The 18,652-nt window shown below is 66.1% G+C and carries 17 protein-coding genes and 2 riboswitches; of the genes, 12 read left to right on the top strand and 5 right to left on the bottom strand.

Annotated elements, in window-relative coordinates:
* Window positions 1-81: 81 nt before the first annotated feature.
* From ACS5PJ_RS11755 to ACS5PJ_RS11740, 4 genes are all read right to left on the bottom strand, one after another.
* On the bottom strand, window positions 82-1,449 hold the full coding sequence (locus ACS5PJ_RS11755) for an MSCRAMM family protein (protein ID WP_439435062.1): 1,368 nt from the start codon (window positions 1,447-1,449) through the stop codon (window positions 82-84).
* 462 nt (window positions 1,450-1,911) lie between these two features.
* Window positions 1,912-3,558: a DNA repair helicase XPB gene (locus tag ACS5PJ_RS11750; RefSeq protein ID WP_439435061.1), complete on the bottom strand. Its 1,647-nt coding sequence runs from the start codon at window positions 3,556-3,558 to the stop codon at window positions 1,912-1,914.
* 13 nt (window positions 3,559-3,571) lie between these two features.
* On the bottom strand, window positions 3,572-6,061 hold the full coding sequence (locus ACS5PJ_RS11745; RefSeq protein ID WP_439435060.1) for a helicase-associated domain-containing protein: 2,490 nt from the start codon (window positions 6,059-6,061) through the stop codon (window positions 3,572-3,574).
* Window positions 6,062-6,071: 10 nt separating this feature from the next.
* Window positions 6,072-6,305 carry a hypothetical protein gene (locus ACS5PJ_RS11740; RefSeq protein WP_354146663.1) on the bottom strand — a complete coding sequence of 78 codons (234 nt, stop codon included), beginning with the start codon at window positions 6,303-6,305 and terminating at the stop codon, window positions 6,072-6,074.
* Between the two features lie 244 nt (window positions 6,306-6,549).
* On the opposite strand from ACS5PJ_RS11740, the gene ACS5PJ_RS11735 reads away from it, so the two are divergent.
* Genes ACS5PJ_RS11735 through ACS5PJ_RS11725 form a run of 3 tightly spaced genes read left to right on the top strand, consistent with a single transcriptional unit; the run spans window position 6,550 to window position 8,853 of the window.
* Window positions 6,550-6,933, top strand: coding sequence for a cold-shock protein (locus ACS5PJ_RS11735; protein ID WP_108597270.1), 384 nt, complete (start codon window positions 6,550-6,552; stop codon window positions 6,931-6,933).
* A gap of 9 nt (window positions 6,934-6,942) precedes the next feature.
* Window positions 6,943-7,470 (top strand): DUF3027 domain-containing protein, encoded by a 528-nt coding sequence (locus tag ACS5PJ_RS11730; protein ID WP_439435059.1) that lies wholly within the window; start codon window positions 6,943-6,945, stop codon window positions 7,468-7,470.
* A gap of 45 nt (window positions 7,471-7,515) precedes the next feature.
* Window positions 7,516-8,853, top strand: a complete 1,338-nt coding sequence (locus ACS5PJ_RS11725) for an MFS transporter (RefSeq protein ID WP_439435058.1) — start codon at window positions 7,516-7,518, stop codon at window positions 8,851-8,853.
* An 8-nt stretch (window positions 8,854-8,861) separates the two neighbouring features.
* Here ACS5PJ_RS11725 and serC read toward each other — a convergent pair whose 3' ends face one another.
* A complete protein-coding gene (gene serC / locus ACS5PJ_RS11720; RefSeq protein ID WP_439435057.1) occupies window positions 8,862-9,992 on the bottom strand; it encodes a phosphoserine transaminase in 1,131 nt (376 codons plus the stop codon).
* Between the two features lie 284 nt (window positions 9,993-10,276).
* Here serC and ACS5PJ_RS11715 point away from each other — a divergent pair, with 284 nt between their 5' ends.
* The 9 genes from ACS5PJ_RS11715 to fdhD all read left to right on the top strand — a co-directional run bounded on the left by ACS5PJ_RS11715 (window position 10,277) and on the right by fdhD (window position 18,563).
* Complete coding sequence (locus ACS5PJ_RS11715) at window positions 10,277-10,972, top strand: iron-dependent transcriptional repressor DtxR (RefSeq protein WP_439435056.1); 696 nt, start codon at window positions 10,277-10,279, stop codon at window positions 10,970-10,972.
* Between the two features lie 181 nt (window positions 10,973-11,153).
* Window positions 11,154-11,373: riboswitch (cyclic di-AMP (ydaO/yuaA leader) on the top strand.
* A 3-nt stretch (window positions 11,374-11,376) separates the two neighbouring features.
* Entirely contained in the window at window positions 11,377-12,201 is an 825-nt protein-coding gene (locus ACS5PJ_RS11710) for a M23 family metallopeptidase (protein WP_439435055.1), read from the top strand.
* Window positions 12,202-12,345: 144 nt separating this feature from the next.
* A riboswitch (cyclic di-AMP (ydaO/yuaA leader) is annotated at window positions 12,346-12,512 on the top strand.
* 70 nt (window positions 12,513-12,582) lie between these two features.
* On the top strand, window positions 12,583-13,257 hold the full coding sequence (locus ACS5PJ_RS11705) for a C40 family peptidase (protein ID WP_439435125.1): 675 nt from the start codon (window positions 12,583-12,585) through the stop codon (window positions 13,255-13,257).
* Window positions 13,258-13,446: 189 nt separating this feature from the next.
* Window positions 13,447-14,223 (top strand): NlpC/P60 family protein, encoded by a 777-nt coding sequence (locus ACS5PJ_RS11700; protein ID WP_439435054.1) that lies wholly within the window; start codon window positions 13,447-13,449, stop codon window positions 14,221-14,223.
* A gap of 332 nt (window positions 14,224-14,555) precedes the next feature.
* Entirely contained in the window at window positions 14,556-15,056 is a 501-nt protein-coding gene (locus tag ACS5PJ_RS11695; protein WP_354146669.1) for an HNH endonuclease, read from the top strand.
* A 79-nt stretch (window positions 15,057-15,135) separates the two neighbouring features.
* Entirely contained in the window at window positions 15,136-15,813 is a 678-nt protein-coding gene (mobA, locus tag ACS5PJ_RS11690) for a molybdenum cofactor guanylyltransferase (RefSeq protein WP_439435053.1), read from the top strand.
* Window positions 15,810-16,103: a DUF6457 domain-containing protein gene (locus ACS5PJ_RS11685; RefSeq protein ID WP_439435052.1), complete on the top strand. Its 294-nt coding sequence runs from the start codon at window positions 15,810-15,812 to the stop codon at window positions 16,101-16,103. The genes mobA and ACS5PJ_RS11685 overlap by 4 nt, the downstream gene beginning before the upstream one ends.
* 10 nt (window positions 16,104-16,113) lie before the next feature.
* Window positions 16,114-17,565 (top strand): molybdopterin molybdotransferase MoeA, encoded by a 1,452-nt coding sequence (locus ACS5PJ_RS11680; protein WP_439435051.1) that lies wholly within the window; start codon window positions 16,114-16,116, stop codon window positions 17,563-17,565.
* A gap of 110 nt (window positions 17,566-17,675) precedes the next feature.
* Window positions 17,676-18,563: a formate dehydrogenase accessory sulfurtransferase FdhD gene (gene fdhD / locus ACS5PJ_RS11675; protein WP_439435050.1), complete on the top strand. Its 888-nt coding sequence runs from the start codon at window positions 17,676-17,678 to the stop codon at window positions 18,561-18,563.
* Window positions 18,564-18,652: the final 89 nt, after the last annotated feature.

The following is an 18,652-nucleotide window of genomic DNA, read 5'->3' as shown; positions in this document are numbered from 1 at the left end:
GTCCCCCGGGCCGAAGCCCGGGGGACCCTGTTTCTTGTGAGGCAGGAGCGGCCGTCCGGTCAGGATGGCAAAGGTTTCCTGCTACTGGGGGATGTTGACGTTCGCAGGGTGGTCGCCGTAGCTCTTGTCGTCGTACGCGGCTCCTCCGAGGCCACACAGCTGGGCGGCTGTGAGCCCTGAAGGTGCTGTGGCCAGAGAGTCCTTGTTCACGCCGTCCACAGTCACTTGGCTGGAGTACAGCGAGTTGTCCGCTTCCTTGCAGACGAGCACGATGATCTTGAAGTCGCGCGGGTCGACAAAGGTGAGGCTGACAGTGGCGCCGCCCACGAGGGTCACGGCCTGGGGTGCTGCCGTGTCATGGCCTGCGGGCGTGGTGGTTTCAACGACCCAGTAGTTTCCGGCCAGCACCTGCGTGAAGGAGCACTTGCCGTCGGTGCCGGTGGTGCAGGTCGTGGCGGGGGTGACGGCCAGGTCCGTCGCCGGATCGAATGTTCCGCCGACTGGTGCGGCATCGTTGTACAGAGTGAAGACGGCACCGGCCAGAGGAGAGGCCGGGGAATCGTCGTCAGTCTTGAGGACGTTGATGTCGCCGCACTTCGATGTCGCGACGGAAATGGGTGCGATGAAGTCCTTCAGTGCTGCCGTGAAGGAGTCCGAGGAGCGGCTCTTCAGGTAGGCGCTGCTGAACGGCAGGCAGGGGTCCGCCCCGACGATGCCTGCAGCCGTGAGGTTGATGGCGGCTTCACCGAACGTCCGGACGCTCAAGTTCCGTGGAGCGTCGGGAGCAATTGGATCCTCCACCACAACGGTGTTGATTGAACCCTCGAAGTTTCCGGTCAATGCTTGGACTTTGCCCCAGCATGGGGTGGAGTTGGCTGCCTCGCACAGGGTCCGGGCGCCGGTAGTGATCCATTTGTGGTAGCCAAGGACGGGATTTACGCCGCCTTGGGAGAGGTCATACTTGACCAGCACGTCGCCGGCCGTGCGTACGGGAGTCACGCCGTTAGATGACAGCGCGGAGGACTGGTTGAATTCGAAGTCCATGTTCGTGGTGCCGCTCGGTTCCTGGACCCGCTCCCAGGCGAGATAGGCGTACGTGCTTCCGTTCGCTTCCTCAATGAACTTCGCGTAGAAGCGCGTGAGATCACTCTTGTTGTTCGGGATGGATCCGTCGACGACGGAGGGCACCGAAGTATCTTCCTTGGTGCCGGTGCCGAAGGAATTGTCGGTCTGGCCGGTCGGCAGGTCGAGGCCGCAGCCCGCAATGGGGGTTACACAGCTGATCCCGATGTTGGCCCAGTCCTTGGCTTCGTCGTTGACAACCAAGTTGCCGTCGCCGGCGTCGAACGGGCTTCCGGTCAGGTTTGCCTGTGCCGCGGTGGTCCCGCCCAGGATCAAAGCCAAACAGGCCAGTCCTGCGCCCCAACGGGCGCGTGTGATGCTTTTCATGGGAGTGCTCACTTCCGAGAAATGGATAGCGTTTACGGCTGGGACTGACGTCCCCGAGCCGCTGAGATCCCCAGCATGTCTCCCAATATTGATCGGCCGTACCCTGCGGAAGGGGCCAGCCGGACTACTCCGGTCGTTGTCGCTTCTGCGCGGACAGGACTGGAGATGGCAGCACGGAACCAGCGGTCATTGCTGGCCGTCCGCGGATGGAATTGCCGGCTATTCTGCGCATGCACGCGTTCCTTTATGGTGGGCTCCGCCGCAAAACGGCAAGCCCTCGGTCCTCATCTGAGGTCAGGACCGGCTACCACTATGAAACCCAGCGCTCTGAGAGTATGCCCGGGGAACACTGACGACAATGGCGTCAGGGAACAAATGTGGCTTCCCGCATAAGGACCCTTTCACGGCGGCGAAATGTCGCTCTGGCGGGCCGGGATGGCGGTGCGAAAGCAGTCCAGGGGCTTAGCCCGGCTGGCCCACGTCCTTGGCATCCATGATCCGGTAGGCGTACCCCTGCTCAGCCAGGAAACGCTGCCTCTTGGCGGCGAAATCCTGGTCAAGGGTGTCCCGGGCCACGAGTGAATAGAACCTGGCCGAGCGGCCGTCCTTTTTCGGGCGGAGCAGCCTGCCCAACCGCTGGGCTTCCTCCTGCCGCGAACCGAACGAGCCGGATACCTGGATGGCCACCGAGGCTTCTGGCAGGTCGATGGAGAAGTTGGCCACCTTGGAGACCACCAGGGTCTGGACCTCGCCGGCGCGGTAGGCATCGAACAGTCTCTGGCGTTCCTTGACGGGTGTATCGCCCTTGATGACAGGGGCCTGGAGGCGCTCGCCGATTTCATCCAGCTGGTCGATGTACTGCCCGATCACCAGCAGCTGCTCGCCCTGATGCTGTGCCACCAGCTGTTCCACGATCAGCGTCTTGGACTCCGACGTGGAGCAGAGGCGGTACTTGTCCGCGTCCTCGGCCATGGCGTAGGCCACGCGTTCGTCCCGCGGCAGGTCGATGCGGACCTCAACGCAGTCCGCCGGGGCGATGTAGCCCTGGGACTCGATGTCCTTCCAGGGCGCATCGTAGCGTTTGGGCCCGATCAGGCTGAACACCTCGCCTTCGCGGCCGTCCTCGCGGACGAGGGTTGCGGTGAGCCCCAGCCGACGCCGGGCCTGGAGGTCAGCGGTCATCCGGAAGATCGGTGCCGGCAGGAGATGGACCTCGTCGTAGATGATCAGGCCCCAGTCGTGTCCGTCCACGAGTTCCAGGTGCGTGTACAGCCCGCCGCGCCTGGTGGTCAGGACCTGGTAGGTGGCGATGGTCACCGGCCGCACTTCCTTGACGGAGCCGGAATACTCCCCGATTTCATCCTCGGTGAGGGAGGTGCGCTTGAGCAGCTCATCCTTCCACTGCCGGGCCGCCACCGTGTTGGTGACCAGGATCAGGGTTGTGGTGGAGCTGGTGGCCATGGCCGCGGCACCGACGATGGTTTTCCCGGCGCCACAGGGCAGCACCACAACACCGCTGCCGCCGGCGCGGAAGTTGTCAGCCGCAAGCTGCTGGTAGGGGCGCAGCTTCCAGCCGTCCTCCTGCAGGGCGATCAGGTGCGGGGTGCCGTCGACGTAGCCGGCCCGGTCCTCGGCGGGCCAGCCGATCTTCAGGAGCTGCTGCTTGAGCTGGCCGCGCTGGGATGAATGGACCACAACGGTTTCGCCGTCGATCCGCGGGCCAAGCAGCGGCTGGATCTTCTTGGCACGGATCACTTCCTCGAGTACAGGGTAGTCGTCCGTGCGCATGACCAGGCCGTGCTGGGCATCCTGCTCCAGCCGCAGCCGGCCGTACCGGGACATGGTCTCTTCGACGTCGATCAGCAGCGAATGCGGCACCGGGAAGCGGGAGTATTTGAGCAGCGTGTCCAGGACCTTCTCGGCATCCAGGCCGGCCGCGCGGGCGTTCCACAGGCCCAGGGGAGTCAGCCGGTAACTGTGCATGTGCTCCGGGGCGCGTTCGAGCTCGGCAAAAGGGGCAATGGCGTGGCGTGCCTCGGTGGCGAGTAGGTGGTCCACCTCGAGCAGGATGGTTTTGTCACTTTGGACGATCAACGGGCCGTCGTTCACGCGGAGGATTCCTTCACGGGTGCAGGTCCTCTGCGCCCTCAATATCGATGATGCGGTGGATCGAGAGTACCCGCTCCGTGTCCTTGGCGGGATCGAACACCCTGACCCGTCCGCCGCTTACAGAGAGCGGAACAACGGTCTCCAGGCTGGCATTCCCGGTACTGTCCACGACGTTCATGCTGACCGGCTGCCTGAGCCGGATGGCCCGTTGGAGGGTCTCCAGCCCCAGCTGCGTTGCCGCCTCGCCTGATCCCTGCCCGGCGCCGTTCGGGCTTCCGGCGGTGCCGGCCCGAATTTGCCGCAGGACTGCGAGCTGGGCGTCGACGTCGGCATCGGCAGGGGCGGTCCGCGGCGCCGTGTAGACGGGGCGGGCGCTGCCGGGGGTGGTGGCGCCGTTACCGCGGCGCAGCCGGATCACCGAAGGTTCGGATTCCTCCACCGAGGGTGAGAGGCCGAGCCCGCGGAGGATCTGGGCAGTCTGCCGCGGCGGGGCAGCGGAGATGAGCACGGTGGGAGCAATCCGCGAGAGGGACAGCCCGGCAGCCTTTGATTCGGCCGCCAGCTCCAGGACTGTTGCTTCGTCGTCGCTTTGGATAAAACTGGCGGCAGCTCCCACCCGGAGCCGGCCGTGCCGGGATGCGGTGTCCTCCACCAGGTAGGCGAGCGGCTGCGGCACAGCAGTGGCTGAGTGTTCACTCAGGAAATCCAGCAACGAGGAAGCATCGTGGCCGGCGTCCAGTGCCCGCCGGATCGAGGCCGCGGAGAACCGGTAGATGGTGGCCGGCCCCTGCCCTTCCGCGTCCGCCATCAGCAGGAGCTTTTCGCTCAGTTCCGGCGCCAGGTAGCCGGGCGCAACGGCGGTAAGGTCCGCTTGGAGCAGGACGTGGTTCAGGGCGGCGGGGAGGTGCTCACCGAGGATGGCGAGGGCGTCGTCCGGCCGGTCCACCGCGATGGCGCTGCCGAGTTGGCTCAGTGCACCGGAGCCGATGAGGCCCAGCAACTCCGCCTCGGCCAGGACCCCCCTGATCATGGAGCTGAAACGCCGGGACATCCGGGGCTGCGCCCATTCGGCCCGCTGCAGCACTGCCGCGGCATCCAGGACCGGCGCAGTGCCGTCCGCGGCGGCCGCCTCGTTCGTCAGCTCGTTCAGGATTTCAAGGATTCGCTTCCGCACCAACGGGGCGTCCGGCCGCTGCGCCTCGGCAGAGAGCGCATTGACGGTGTTCCCCGCCATGGGTCGATGCGAGGATACTGCGCCTGGACCGTTCACCGGCTGACCCACCAGTGAGGGTACCCGCTCGCTCGCGAGCCAGGCGTTAACTAGCCACAACCATTGCTCCTGCCGGGGGAGGGCCAGCCATTCCAGCTGCGGCGGCTGCACCCAGGCGGAGGAGTCCACGTCCAGGCGCACCAGGCCGGACAGGGCGCTGAGCTCCAACAGCAGGCCTGCCAGGTGCTGGTCGATGCGAAGCGTCTCGGCCAGGCGTCTCATTTCGCGGACTCCCACGCCGCCGCTTCGCAGGGTGGCCAGCGGCTGTTCCTTGACCGCGTAGAGGAGTTCGCCCACCAGCCGCAGGGTTTCGGCGATGGCACCCAAGGCTGCGTTCCGCCGCAACGCGGCCGTGGTGCTGCCCAGTTCCGGAACCGGCGGCGAGAGGCTGAAGTCTGTGATTACAGCGCCGCCACGCAGGGACAGGCCCACGCTGTGCGGCAGTTCCACATGCGCGGCGTCCAGCGGGACCAGAAGTCCCCGGGCCAGAAGCCAGTCGACGGGCCCGACGTCGTGGCCCTGTTTCGCGACTGAAGCTTTCCGTTGCGCCTGGGGGACGGCACCCATGGCCCAGTTGCCGAATTTGGCGAGCAGCGCCGTCGTGCGTTCCGGGGCTCCCGCCAAAGCCTCCCGGAGGGCTTCGGGCGAAGATGTCCAGTGTTGCAGGGAAAGTGCTGCCTCCATCGGTGTGGTGGCCTCCTGGATGGCGACCCCGCTGCGGTGAAGCTCGCCAACAAGCTGGACGGCCCGCTGCGCAAACGCAGGCTGGAGCCGGACCAGTTCGGTATAGCTGCGTCCCAGCCCCGCAGGATAGATGCCCACGACGTCTTTGAGGCACCCCACCGGCAGGTAGAAGCGCTGCCGGTGTCCCGCAACCGTCCCGTGGGGAGGTGCGGAGCGGTGCACCAGGGCGAGCTCCTGCAGTGACGCCAGTATGCGTTCGACTGCGGCGAGCGTGGACCCGGCGATGAGTTTCCGGACCGTCGCGGCGCTCGCGCTGTGTTCGGTGTCCGTGTTCGTGCACAAATGGAGGGTTTCCAGCACCTGCATCTGGGGCCGGTTCAGGCGTTCCAAAGCGCGCTGGACACTGGCCCGGGCACTGGCCCGCGCCGCCAGTGCGGGGAAATCCGGCACCGGGGGAGACATGAGGTCCGGCCGCGCTGCAAAGAGGGCCCGCAACGATTCGTCGCTGCGTGCCTGTAATTCCTCGCTGAGCGCGCGAATAAGGGACATCAGTCCAACGTTACCGCCCGCCGGACTTTCCTGCCCGGCGCCTGCCGGCCACACTGTCCAGCACCAGGAAAAGCATCAGCAGGAACGCCACCGGCAAGCCGTAAAGGGCGATGGAGGTGACCCAGACCGGTGCAGCGGCGCCCGCGAAGGCCAGCGCCATCACTGCTCCCACTGCCACGAGGGAAATCATGGCAACAACCGCCGCGCAGATCATCAGGGGCCGACGGTAACGGGAGGGAGTCATGCACGTAACGCTAACAGGCCGGGCAGCCCGTGGCTGGTGCATCCGCAGGCCAGAGGGGCGGCCGGACAGCCCGCACCGTCGCGGGATACGGGGATCCTAACAGCAGGATTCCGGGCCCGGCAGGCTAACCTTGAAGGAACAGACCAACACGGTTCCCGGCAGTCACACCTTGAACCCGCATATCAGTGCGGATGCGGTGGCTTCCGGCCGTGTCAGAAGAAGCAGAACGAAGAAGGTTGATTACGTGCCTACCGGCAAGGTCAAGTGGTATGACAAGGAAAAAGGGTTCGGATTCCTCGCGGGCGAGGACGGCCAGGAGGTCTTCCTGCCCAAATCATCGCTGCCCGAAGGCGTCACCGAGCTGAAGGCCGGCACCCGGGTTGAGTTCGGTGTTGCCGATGGCCGGAAGGGCGCGCAGGCCTTGGGCCTGCGGGTCCTGGATAAGACACCGTCCATCGCCAAGGCCAAGCGGCCCAGCGCGAAGGACCTTGCCCCCCTCGTCCAGGACCTGGTCAGTGTGCTCGACAACCTCTCCGGTACGCTGTCCGCCGGTAAGTACCCGGAAGGCAACAAGGGCAAGGCCATCGCGGCTGCCCTTCGCAAGGTTGCCGACGAGCTGGACGTTTAGGCCCTGTTGATGATCCCGGAAGCTGAACAGCCGGACCAGGCCGCAGCCGATTCCCCGCGCGTTGAGCAGGCAGCCGCCAAACGCCGCGCCGGCATCCCCGTGTGGCGGACCGGCAAGCCGGACGTCTTCCTCGCCGCCGCCGTCGATGTAGCGCGCACTGCGATCGAAGGCATCACGGCGCCGTCCGACATCGGCGCGCACCTGGCCGCCAAGAGCGAAGGCGACCGCCTGGTCACGCATCTGTTCGAATCAAAGCTGCCCGGCTACCAGGGCTGGCAGTGGTACGCGGTCCTGACCAGGAACTCCCGGTCCAAGGTGGTGACGGTCAGTGAGCTTGGCCTGCTGCCCTCCGAGGACTCCATCCTGTCCCCGGAGTGGGTCCCGTGGGCCGAGCGTGTCCGTCCGGAGGATTCCCGCGAAGCCGAGGACGACGAGTCACCCGCTGTGGCGGCCGGGGACACCCCCGCCGCTGACCCGGACGAAGAAACCGCGGATCCCGAGGAGGAATACGGCGACCGCGCCGGTGAGGCTGACTAGGCGCTTGTCTGCGGGCAGGGTTGATCACCACGGAGGCCGGACCTGATGTCCACCTTCAAATCCCTGCACATCCTTAATTACCGGATCTGGTTCTTCGGCGCGCTGGTCTCCAACATCGGGACCTGGATGCAGCGGACCGCCCAGGACTGGCTGGTGTTCGACCACCTTACGGACCACGACGCCGGCGCCATGGGCATCACCATGGCGCTCCAGCTCGGTCCCCAGCTCTTCCTGGCGCCGGTAGCCGGGCTGGTGGCGGACCGCTACAGCCGCCGGCAGCTGCTGCTGATAACGCAGTCGACGATGGCTCTGCTCAGCACCGGGCTGGGCGTCGTGGTGGTACTCGGCGCAGGCCAGTTATGGCATGTCTACGGCTTCGCCCTGCTGCTGGGCATGGTCTCCGCGCTCGATGCTCCAGTGCGGCAGACGTTTGTTTCAGAGCTCGTCCGGGATGACTACCTGCCCAACGCCGTGGCACTGAACAGCGCTTCGTTCAACGTTGCCCGCATGATCGGGCCGGCAGTTGCCGGACTGCTGACCGTGGCGGTCGGCCCGGGCTGGGTGTTCCTCATCAATACCGCCACGTTCCTGGCGATGCTCCTGAGCCTGTGGAAGATCCCGTCGGCGTCCTTGCGCCGGCTTCCCCGCGCGGCTGCCGGAAAGGGCCGGATCCGCGAGGGCCTGCACTACGTCCGCTACCGTCCGGACCTCGTGGTGGTGCTGGTGGCTGTCTTCATTGTGGGAACGCTCGGGCTCAACTTCGTGCTGTTCATCGCGGCCATGGTGGGCACGGAATTCGGGCTGGACGCTGATGAGTTCGGGCTGATGAACTCCATCATGGCCATCGGCTCGGTGGCCGGCGCACTGCTCTCCGCAGGCCGCGGCAAACCCCGGCTGCGGATGATCTTCGGTGCTTCGGCTGCCTTTGGAGTGACCTCCGGGCTGGCCGCCCTGGCCCCCGACTACTTCTGGTTCGGCGTTGCTTTGGTCCCCGTTGGCCTGTTCGCGATCACCATGATGACCAGTGCCAACGGCTACGTCCAGACCACCACCGATCCTGTGATGCGCGGCCGGGTCATGGCCCTCTATATGGCCATCTTCATGGGCGGCACCCCCATCGGGGCGCCACTGGTGGGCTGGGTTGCGAACGTTGCCGGTGCCCGGTGGGCGCTTGCGGTTGCAGCCGCATCAGGGATCATCGCCGCGCTGATCGGACTGGTGTGGATCATCCGTGCCCAGCAGTTGAGGATCGCGTTCAACCGGCGCGCCCGCGGTCTGCGCCATTTCCGGGTGGTATCCCGCCTGGGCGACGTTGCCAGCCCGGGGGACACGGCAAACGGCGCCGACCGGGAGCAAAACCCGGACGACGCCGTCGGACGTTGAAGCGTTCGCTACTTGCGGAGTTCGCCCACGACGAAGTCGATGCTGGCCAGCAGCGCGGAGACGTCGTCCGGGTCAATGGCCACGAACGTGGCAATCCGGAGCTGGTTGCGGCCCAGCTTCCGGTAGGGCTCGGTGTCCACGACGCCGTTTGCCCGCAGCACCTTGGCGATCGCGGCGGCATCGATGGAGTCGTCAAAGTCGATGGTGGCGATGACGTTGGAGCGCTCTTCGGCCTTGGCCACAAAAGGTGTGGCGAAGTCCGAAGCCTCGGCCCAGCTGTAGATCCTGCCGGCGGAGTCCGCGGTGCGTGCCGCGGCGAAGTCCAGGCCGCCGCTGGCGTTCAGCCACTGCACCTGCGCGTCGAGCGTCACCAGGGTGGAGAGCGACGGCGTGTTGTAGGTCTGGTTCAGCCTGGAGTTCTCGATCGCCGTCTGCAGGTCCAGGAAGTCAGGGATCCAGCGGTCCGTGGCCTTGATCCTGGCCGCACGTTCCAGCGCGGCCGGGGAGAACAGCCCCAGCCACAGGCCGCCGTCGGACGCAAAGTTCTTCTGCGGCGCGAAGTAGTAGACATCGGACTCGGCAACATCAACGTCCAGGCCGCCTGCCGCGGAGGTGGCGTCAACCAGGACCAGTGAACCGGAGTCTGCGCCTTCGACGCGCTTGACCGGTGCCGCCACACCCGTGGAGGTCTCGTTCTGCGGCCAGGCATAGACATCCACTCCGGCTTCAGCCTGGGCTGCCGGGCGGGTTCCGGGGTCGGACGTGATGATGGAGGAGGCTTCCAGGAACGGGGCCTTGTTGGTGGCGGAGGCGAACTTGGAGCCGAACTCGCCGAAGGAGAGGTGCTGGGCCTTCTTCTCCACCAGGCCGAAGCTGGCGATATCCCAGAAAGCGGTGGAGCCGCCGACGCCCAGGACGACCTCATAGCCCTCGGGGGCGCGGAAGAACCGGCTCAGCCCCTCGCGGACGGACCCCACGAGGTTCTTCACCGGCGCCTGACGGTGTGAGGTGCCCAGAATGGTCCTGGAGGCCGCCGCGAGTGCTTCGATCTGTTCGGGCCTGACCTTGGAGGGGCCTGCGCCGAACCGTCCGTCCTTTGGCAGGAGGTCGGCAGGAATAGTGATGCTGGTTTCGCTCACAGTGGCTCCAAATTTCGGCGTTGACATGACTCATGTCCGAAGGACGGTGGGGTGGCCGGCAGTGACTGCACGAAGGGCCCCTTTTATTCTGCCTGAACCGGCTATTTGGCGCCGAACCGGCGCCGTCATAGTCCAGTCAATGAGACAGGAAGCCCCGCCGTGCGGCCGCCCGGAATTATCCGGACAAATTCAAAATAGGCTAAGCTTTTCACCGGACCTCGCCGCTGCGCCGGACGCGATACGGTGGGACAACGCAAGGTACTGCGCTCGAGGAGCTGAGCTGGATGACGGATCTGATTGATACCACGGAGATGTATCTTCGGACCATTTTGGAGCTTGAGGAAGAGAACATCGTTGCTCTTCGTGCGCGCATTGCCGAGCGGCTGCGTCACTCGGGGCCCACGGTGTCCCAGACCATCGGCCGGATGGAACGGGACGGGCTGGTTGTGGTCTCGGGGGACCGTCACCTGGAACTGACGGAGACCGGACGCAAGCGGGCCACCGAAGTCATGCGCAAGCACCGCCTCGCAGAACGCCTGCTCGCCGATGTGATCGGCCTGGACTGGGCCTACGTCCATGATGAAGCCTGCCGGTGGGAGCACGTGATGAGCGAGCGGGTCGAACGCCGCATCTACGAACTGCTGAACCATCCCACACAGTCGCCCTACGGCAACCCCATCCCCGGGCTGGCCGCCCTGGGCGGAGCGCCCGCCTCACTCCTTGACGACGGTGTGATTAATCTCCTTGAAGCCATGCAGGGCTACGGCCCGGACTCGAACGTGTTGGTCAGCCGCCTCGCAGAGCCCATCCAGGTGGAGCCGGAACTGCTGATCCAGCTGGATGAGGGCGGCATCCGGCCTGGCGCTTCGGTCACGCTGGAGCGCGTAGGGGAGTACATTTCCGTCCGTGTGCCCGGTATCGAGGGGGCGTTGGAGCTGCCCCCGGAAGTCGCTGCGCACGTGTTCGTTTCAGTCGGCTGACCCTCCGGGTTGCTGAGCGCTCCGGGTTTCCGGCACGGGCAAGCCTGGACTGGCGTGCCACTAGCGCAGTAAGCGCCGTTCTGCAAAGATAACGGAATTGTTACTGTCCGACTTAATCATTTATAGTTTTCACAGAACGTCGATACAAAAGCGTTACCTGATCCGGAGCCGAGCTCTGCCAGCGGATCAGGTGCACGAGTCACTAACTGGCAGAGGCGGGGGAACCACAACCGGCAGTCGCAAGGCTGCCTTGGGGTGAAGTCCGTCAGCAGCAAGCCTCTTCCAATGAAGAATCCTCACGGGATATTTCTGCGCCAAAGTGCTTGTCACGGCGGACCGGGTCTTTGAACTCTCTGACCCGAATCCGACAGCTAACTTCGCAGGCTATCCAGAGAGGAACATTCTTGACCACGCAATACTCCAGGGGCCGCCGTCGCGCTGCGGGCCCCGCCTCGGTGCCGCGTCCGGCCGAGGTTTTTACGGCCGACAGGCCACGCGATTCCCAGCGCGAAGCGCGCCGCCGGCGTGGACCCTTCCGGCAAATTACGGATTTCGCAGCCGCCAGCGGCATCGGCCAAAAGGCCGGAATAGCCCTCGCTGCAACGGGACTTGTGCTCACCGTTACCGTTCCGGCCACCAGCCCGGTCATGGCCCAGCAGGAGCCGGGGCAGCCTGCATCAGCTGTCTCCGCCGCCCCGCAGCCCGAAATCTCGGCCGCCGCCGGTGCGCAGATTGACTTCAGCCGCTCCTCGGTAGTGACGAAGGGCGATCCCGACGGGAAGCTGAAGCAGCTGCTGAGCGCCCAGTCCGCAGGGTCCATCACCCGCGCAGCCTCCGCCGGAAGCCTGGGTGCGCCCCTGGCCCAACTGACCACAGCCTCACCGTTCGGCTTCCGCGTAAGCCCCATCACCGGCGGTGCCGGCGACTTCCACCGGGGCCAGGACTTTGTTGCCCAGTGCGGAACTCCTGTCATGGCCGCCGCCAGCGGCACCGTGACGTTCGTGGGGTGGCACCAGTACGGCGGCGGCAACCGCGTCGTGGTGGATCACGGGAACGGCCTCGAAACCACGTACAACCACCTCTCCTCGGCGAGCGTCAAGATGGGCCAGACGGTCAGCCGCGGCGACGTCGTGGCCCTCAGCGGCACCACGGGCGCCTCAACCGGCTGCCACCTCCACTTCGAGGTCCAGGTCAACGGCGAAGTCGTCGACCCCACCGGCTGGCTCTGACCCAAATGATGGCCAACTATCAGATTCAGGTGACATGCCGTGACCTGAATGTGACATTGGCTCAGAACTCCTGTACCGTCTAAAGCGCGCCAGCTTTTCCGAAGCTGACGTTCTTGAGTGGATTGCCTAGCTCTGCCACCGCTCAAGGTCCGTTCGCATGAATTCGTCTGGCAGGGGCGGGGGAACCAATTTTGGTCTTCGATTTCTGAAGGCCTTGGGGTTAAGTCGCAAAGCTTCCCAGGAAGCAGCGCGGCCGGGTGCACTCCCATCCGAATCCGACAGCTCACCTCGCAGGCATTGGGAGAGGCTACCTTCGTGTCTTCACGTCATAATTCTGCGCGTCACCGCGCGCACACGGTTCGCACCAACCCCTTGGGCTCTGTGTCCAAGGCAGTCAGTGCCAATGCCGGGACCGTAGGTCGCCAGGCTGCTGTCATCGCAGCCGCGTCAGGTCTGATCCTGACCATGGGGCTTCCGGCCAACGCTGCGGATTCCACCGCCGGCGTGTCCGCATCCACCGAGTCCGGGTCAGCTCAGTCTGCACTGGCCGTCACTGCCGCTCCCACGGCCACTGTTTCGTTCGAACGCCCGGTGGTCAAGACCACCGCCGCGCCGAAGATCGAAAGAGTCCGTGCGCTGTCAACTGCAGCCGAAACCGCCGCACAGGGTGCCGGGGCAACGGAAAAGGCCGCCGACAAGCTCGCCGGCGCCGTCTCCTCTGCAGCCGCATCCGGTCTGGCCGCCATTGCCTACACCGGCATCGGCCACCCCTACGTCTGGGGCGGCACCACTCCCAGCGGCTGGGACTGCTCCGGGTTCACGCAGTGGGTCTACGCCCAGGCCGGGATCAGCATTCCCCGGGTGAACGCCTGGACGGCTATGAAGCCGACCTCCACCCCCGTCCCCGGTGACCTGGTCATGCAGAACGGTGGCGCTCACGTTGGCATCTACGTTGGCAACGGCATGATGATCAGCGCGCTGAACCCCTCACAGGGAACGCTGCTCCACTCAGCTGCCTCCACGGGCACCTCTTCCTTCTTCACCCTGGCGCAGTAGTTCCTTCCGCGCCCCGGTTCCTGCCGGGCACCGGTTCCTGCAGCCCTCGCGCTGCCGGAACCGTGTGCCGGCCTGGACCTTTTCGCTAAATCCCCGTTCGGGACGTGCCGGCGTACCCCCAAGATGCCGGCACGTCCAAAGCCCCTGGCCTGCCACGCGGTCCTGAGGAAATCGAAAGAGAGAAAATTAATGACTACTCGTGCAACTTCTGCACGGCACCGCGCCGAGGTCACCACCAAGACCAACTCGCTGGCTGTCATTGCCAAGGCTGTCGGCGACAACGCCGGCGGCATGGGCCGTCAGGCAGCGGTTATCGCTGCTGCTTCCGGCCTGGTCCTGACCAGCGGTATCGCAGCCAACGCTGCCGACACCAGCGTTCAGCATGAAGGGGTTTCGGCCTCTAACCTTGAGGTTGAGGTTTCCGCCCCCGCCGTTATTTCGGCTGAGTCGACCATCGCCATTTCCTACGAGAAGCCTGCAGTCACCACGACGCCGGCCCCCGTGGTCGAGGCACCCGAGCCCGAAGTCGAGGTGCAGGCAGCTCCGGTTGCGGCGCCGGCTGCCGCTCCGGCCCGTGCCGCTGCTGTGAAGGTGACCACCGCTTCGGCTCCGGCCGCCCCGGCCCCGGTTGCTGCCAGCGGCAAGGGCGCGGCAATCCTCTCCGCTGCCTACGCACAGCTGGGTGTCATGCAGGACTGCACCATGCTGGTGACCAACTCGCTGGCCGCCGTGGGAATCAACTTCCACGACTGGCCTGCCGGCTACCTGGGCCTGGGCCGCACCGTGAGTGCCGCCGAGGCTCAGCCGGGCGACCTGATCTACTACGCCGACGGCGGCGCGGGCGTTGCCCACATTGCTGTCTATGCCGGCAACGGCCAGGCAGTGCATGGCGGCTACAACGGCAACCAGACCGTTGTCTTCAGCGCCAACGTTGGCTCCGGACCGGTCTTCATCCGCGTTTCCTAGCAGCTGATTCAGCCCCAAAGGACCCCCGCCAGCCGGCGGGGGTCCTTTGCTGTCTCCGGACGCCGCGGGATGCTTTCCCAGGGCGCGCCGGTCTGCTGTCCTTGGACGCCCCGGGCTCGCTGTCCCCGGGGGCCCCGGACATTGATCCCGGACAGTGACCTGTAACCGGTGCCAGGTGAGCCGCCACCCGACACGGCAGTTCTCCCGTGGGCGACGATTAGTTGATCCAGGGTTTCTTTGTTTACTCTTGTGGTGTCGATCCATAGCCCGGATATGCCGGGGGCAGCCGGCCCTCGTGCCCCTGACGGGTGCGGCCACAAAGAGGTAAGTGCATGCGCACTCTCGTTCTGAATGCTGGATATGAACCGCTGGCGGTGATCACCTTCCGCCGGGCGCTGGTCCTTGTGCTCACAGGCAAGGCGAGTGTTGTTGCGGAAGGCGAGGACCCCGTGGTGGGGCCGCAGGAGATTTTGGGCCGCCCGTCCGTGATTCTCCTGAACCGCTACATCCGCCCCAGATACAACCACAGCACTGCGGTGAGCCGCCGCGGGGTACTGCGGCGGGATGGCCACCGGTGCGCCTACTGCGGCAAGGCTGCCCACACCATCGACCACGTCCAGCCCAAGTCACGTGGCGGTGCGGACTCCTGGGAAAACCTCGTGGCTGCGTGCCTCCGCTGCAACAACACCAAGGGTGACCACACCCCCTCTGAAATGGGGTGGAAGCTGAGGTTTGTCCCCGAGCCGCCGCACGGCACCATCTGGCAGATTAAGGAGCTGGAAAAGCCTACGCCCGCCTGGGACCCTTTCCTGCTGCCCGAACGGGCGGCCTGACCTCCCCTGCCGAAGCGGATGCGGCAGCCCGACGTCCGATGGGCTGCCGTGGAACCAGCAGCACGGTTAGGCTGGAGCTGTGGATCCTGACCCCCTGGACTTTGATGCCGTCATCCTCGCCGGAGGCCGTTCTTCGCGGCTGGGAGGCGTGCCCAAGCAGAGTCTGATGTACGACGGCGACTCCCTCCTGCGCCGTTCGGCCGCCGCTACACGGGGCGCCCGGGCCGCCGTCGTGGTTGGTCCGGACACCGGCACAGTACCGGCGGGGTTGTTCAGCTGCCGTGAAGAGCCTCCCTTCGGCGGCCCTGCCGCCGCCATTGGTGCCGGCCTCGCAGGGCTGGCAGACGCGGGCGGGAAACGTCCCCCTTTCACCCTGGTCCTGGCCTGTGACATGCCCAACGTGGGGCTGGCTGTGGCGGCGCTCAAGGCTGCCATGGCCACCGCGGGACAGGTTCCGCCACCGGACGGGGTGGTGGCTGTCTCCGAGGACGGCCGACGCCAGCCCCTCGTCGGTTTTTATAGCACGGCTGCGCTACAACGGGCCGTGGCTGAGCGTGCCGCGGCCGGAGGTTTAACCAACGCTTCAGTCACTGCACTCCTTGCTAGTCTGGACGTGCAGCTTGTTGCCGTCCCGGCGGGCTCCACAGCTGACGTGGACACCTGGGACGATGCCGCCGCACTTGGAGTGGCCGGTGAAGAACCCCTGGGTGGTCCGCAGGGAAACGCGGCCGCGGATGATTTGGGAGGCAGAGCGTGAAAAGCCAGGACGAGACACTGGAAGAGTGGTGCCGGGCACTGCTCCAGGCCTATGAACTTGAGGACGTCCAGATAGACGTCAACGCGATTCTGTCGCTGGCCGGGGTGGCGGCGCACTCAGTGGTGCGCCCCGCCGCTCCGCTGACGACCTTTATCGCAGGTTTTGCGGCCGGCCTGGCCGCGGGATCGGGACAGGCCACGGACGCCGTGTCCATGACCTCTGCCATGGACCTCGCCCGTTCGCTGGCCAAAGATTATGACGGCGAGTCCGCAGGGACGCCCGTCGAATGACTCCTGTCGAATGACCGCCGCCCCCGGCGACTCACCCGAAAGTCCGGACGAGCACCTTCCGGCAAAGCACCTGGACCATACGTGGGAAGAGGCGCGGAAAGCTGCCTTCGACGCCGCCACGCCCATCCCTCCAGGCCGCGTTCCCCTCGCACAGGCCCTGGGCCGGGTCCTGGCCGGGGACATCACGGCACTTCATGACATGCCGCACTACGCGTCGTCCGCCATGGACGGCTGGGCCGTCAACGGCAGCGGTCCATGGATCGTCGCTGAGCCCGGCCAGCGGCTGGCGCCGCATCAGGCGAGCCCCATCGTCACCGGCGGACTGATCCCGCCGGGAGCCAAAGCGGTCCTGCGGAGCGAAAGCGCCGTGCTGGGCACTGACGACGACGGCCTGCCGCTCCTGCTGACCGGCGGAACCGCCCGCCCCGGGGAGCCCAGGAACGGCCAGCACATCCGGAAGGCGGGCGAGGAAGCGCCGGCCGGGGAGGTGCTGGTCAAAGCCGGTGCGGTCTTGAATCCGGCCCATCTTGCTGTGGCTGCGCTGGCCGGGCACGACGACCTGCTGGTCCAGGGCAAACCCGTGGTGAAGCTGCTCCTGACTGGGTCGGAGGTCGTGGCGCAGGGGCTGCCCGTTCCGGGCCAGGTCCGGGATACTTTCGGCCCGCAGCTCGCCGCCGTGGTCGGAATGCTGGGCGGCATCAACGGCGGGCAGGAAAGAATCGGCGACTCCTACGGTGACTGGCTGGCAGCTTTGGAGGACCTCGCACCCGAGGTGCCGGACGCCGCATCCCTGGCTGCCGACGTCGTGCGTGAGGATTTTGTGCCGGCCGACGTCGTCATCACCACCGGCGGTACGGGCGTATCCGCCACGGACCATCTTCGGCGGGCCGTGGCTGAACTGGGTGGAAGGCTGATCATCGACGGCATAGCCATGCGCCCTGGCCACCCCGCAGTCCTGGCAGAACTCCCGGACGGGCGGTTTGTCCTCGGGCTTCCCGGCAATCCCCTGGCGGCCATGATGGCCTTGTCCACGGTGGGCGAACCGCTGCTGGCGGCACTGGGCCACGGCTCACTACAGCCGGTCCAGGAGGTCCCCTGCGGAACCACCCTTGAGCCGGAACCCGGCCGCACCCGGCTGATGCCCTTCCGGCTCCTGTATGGCATGGCCTCACCGGTGGGGCACACCGGTCCGGGAATGATGCGCGGGCTGGCTTCGGCCCACGGTGTCATGGTGGTGCCGCCGCACGGTGTGCAGCTCGGCGAACTGGTACCGGCATTCGCCCTTCCCTGGGGGCCGCCGGTGCCCGCTCCCGAACCGCCTGGCACGAAACCAAGGAGCAGGACTGCCCGGACTGCCTCGCGCGCGGCCGGCAGGGACACCGCGGGAGCCCCGGACGGTGCCCGCGGCAAGAAGCCTGCGAAGCCTGCCGGGCCGGTTGACTGGAGTGCCCTGCTGGATTGAGCGCCCCGGCCGGGCCGTCCGCGCCGGTGGTGCGATGATTGACTTATGAACACCCCCAGCCACACCCGGAACGTCAGCCCGATTCCCGCAAACAGGGTGGCCGTCAGCTGATGGGACGCGTGACCCAGCGCCGCAAGGTGCATAAGTACGTTCTCGACGGCTCGCCGAATGCCCTCGAATTTCCGGTCCGGCACCGCGAAGACGTGCTCGCCGTCGAAGAACCGCTTGAGATCAGGCTCGGCAACCTGTCGTTTTCGGTGACCATGCGGACGCCCGGGGACGACTTCGACCTGGTGGCCGGATTCCTTGTATCCGAGGGGATCATCTGGAGTGCCGAGCAGCTCGTGTCCCTGCGTTTCTGTGCGGGGGAGGACGAGGACGGTGTCCAGACCTTCAACGTCGTGGAGGCCCAGCTTCGCCCCGATGTCCAGCTCCCGGAAAGGGGCCGGAACGTCTTCACGTCCAGTTCATGCGGTATCTGCGGCACGGATTCGATTGATGCCGTGCGCAAGTCCTCCCACTTCAGCCCGGCCACCGACCCGTTGACAGTCCAGGCGGACGTCCTTGCCTCGCTTCCGGGGCGGCTCCGTGAGGCCCAGGCTGTTTTCGACGTCACGGGCGGCGTGCATGCGGCCGGCCTCTTCCGCGTGGACGGCGACGGCGGCGTGCAGCTCCTGTGCCTCCGCGAGGACGTGGGCCGGCACAACGCCGTCGACAAGGTGGTGGGCTGGGCATTGCGGGAACGGCTCCTTCCCCTTTCCGGGCTCATCCTGCAGGTGTCGGGCCGGGCATCGTTTGAACTCGTCCAGAAAGCAGCCATGGCCGGCATCCCGGTCCTGGCAGCCGTCAGTGCGCCGTCAAGCCTGGCCGTTGAACTGGCGGAAGCCAGCGGGATCACCCTGGCCGGGTTCAGCCGCGGAGTAAGCCTGAATATCTACGCAGGGCAGGGCCGGATTACGCTGCCGGACGTCCGGGTTCCCGCAGAGCTTCCGGGATAAAGACGGCCGGGAAGGACCCCGGGGTCATGGAGACGCTTGGCTAATTGGCTACTTGCCAGTAGATTTTATCCATCGTTTGGACGGGTTTG

The sequence above is a fragment of the Pseudarthrobacter cremeus genome, assembly GCF_051857465.1.
Taxonomy (GTDB): domain Bacteria; phylum Actinomycetota; class Actinomycetes; order Actinomycetales; family Micrococcaceae; genus Arthrobacter.
Note: the sequence above shows the minus strand (reverse complement) of the source record. Positions and strands in the feature narration are given on the sequence as shown.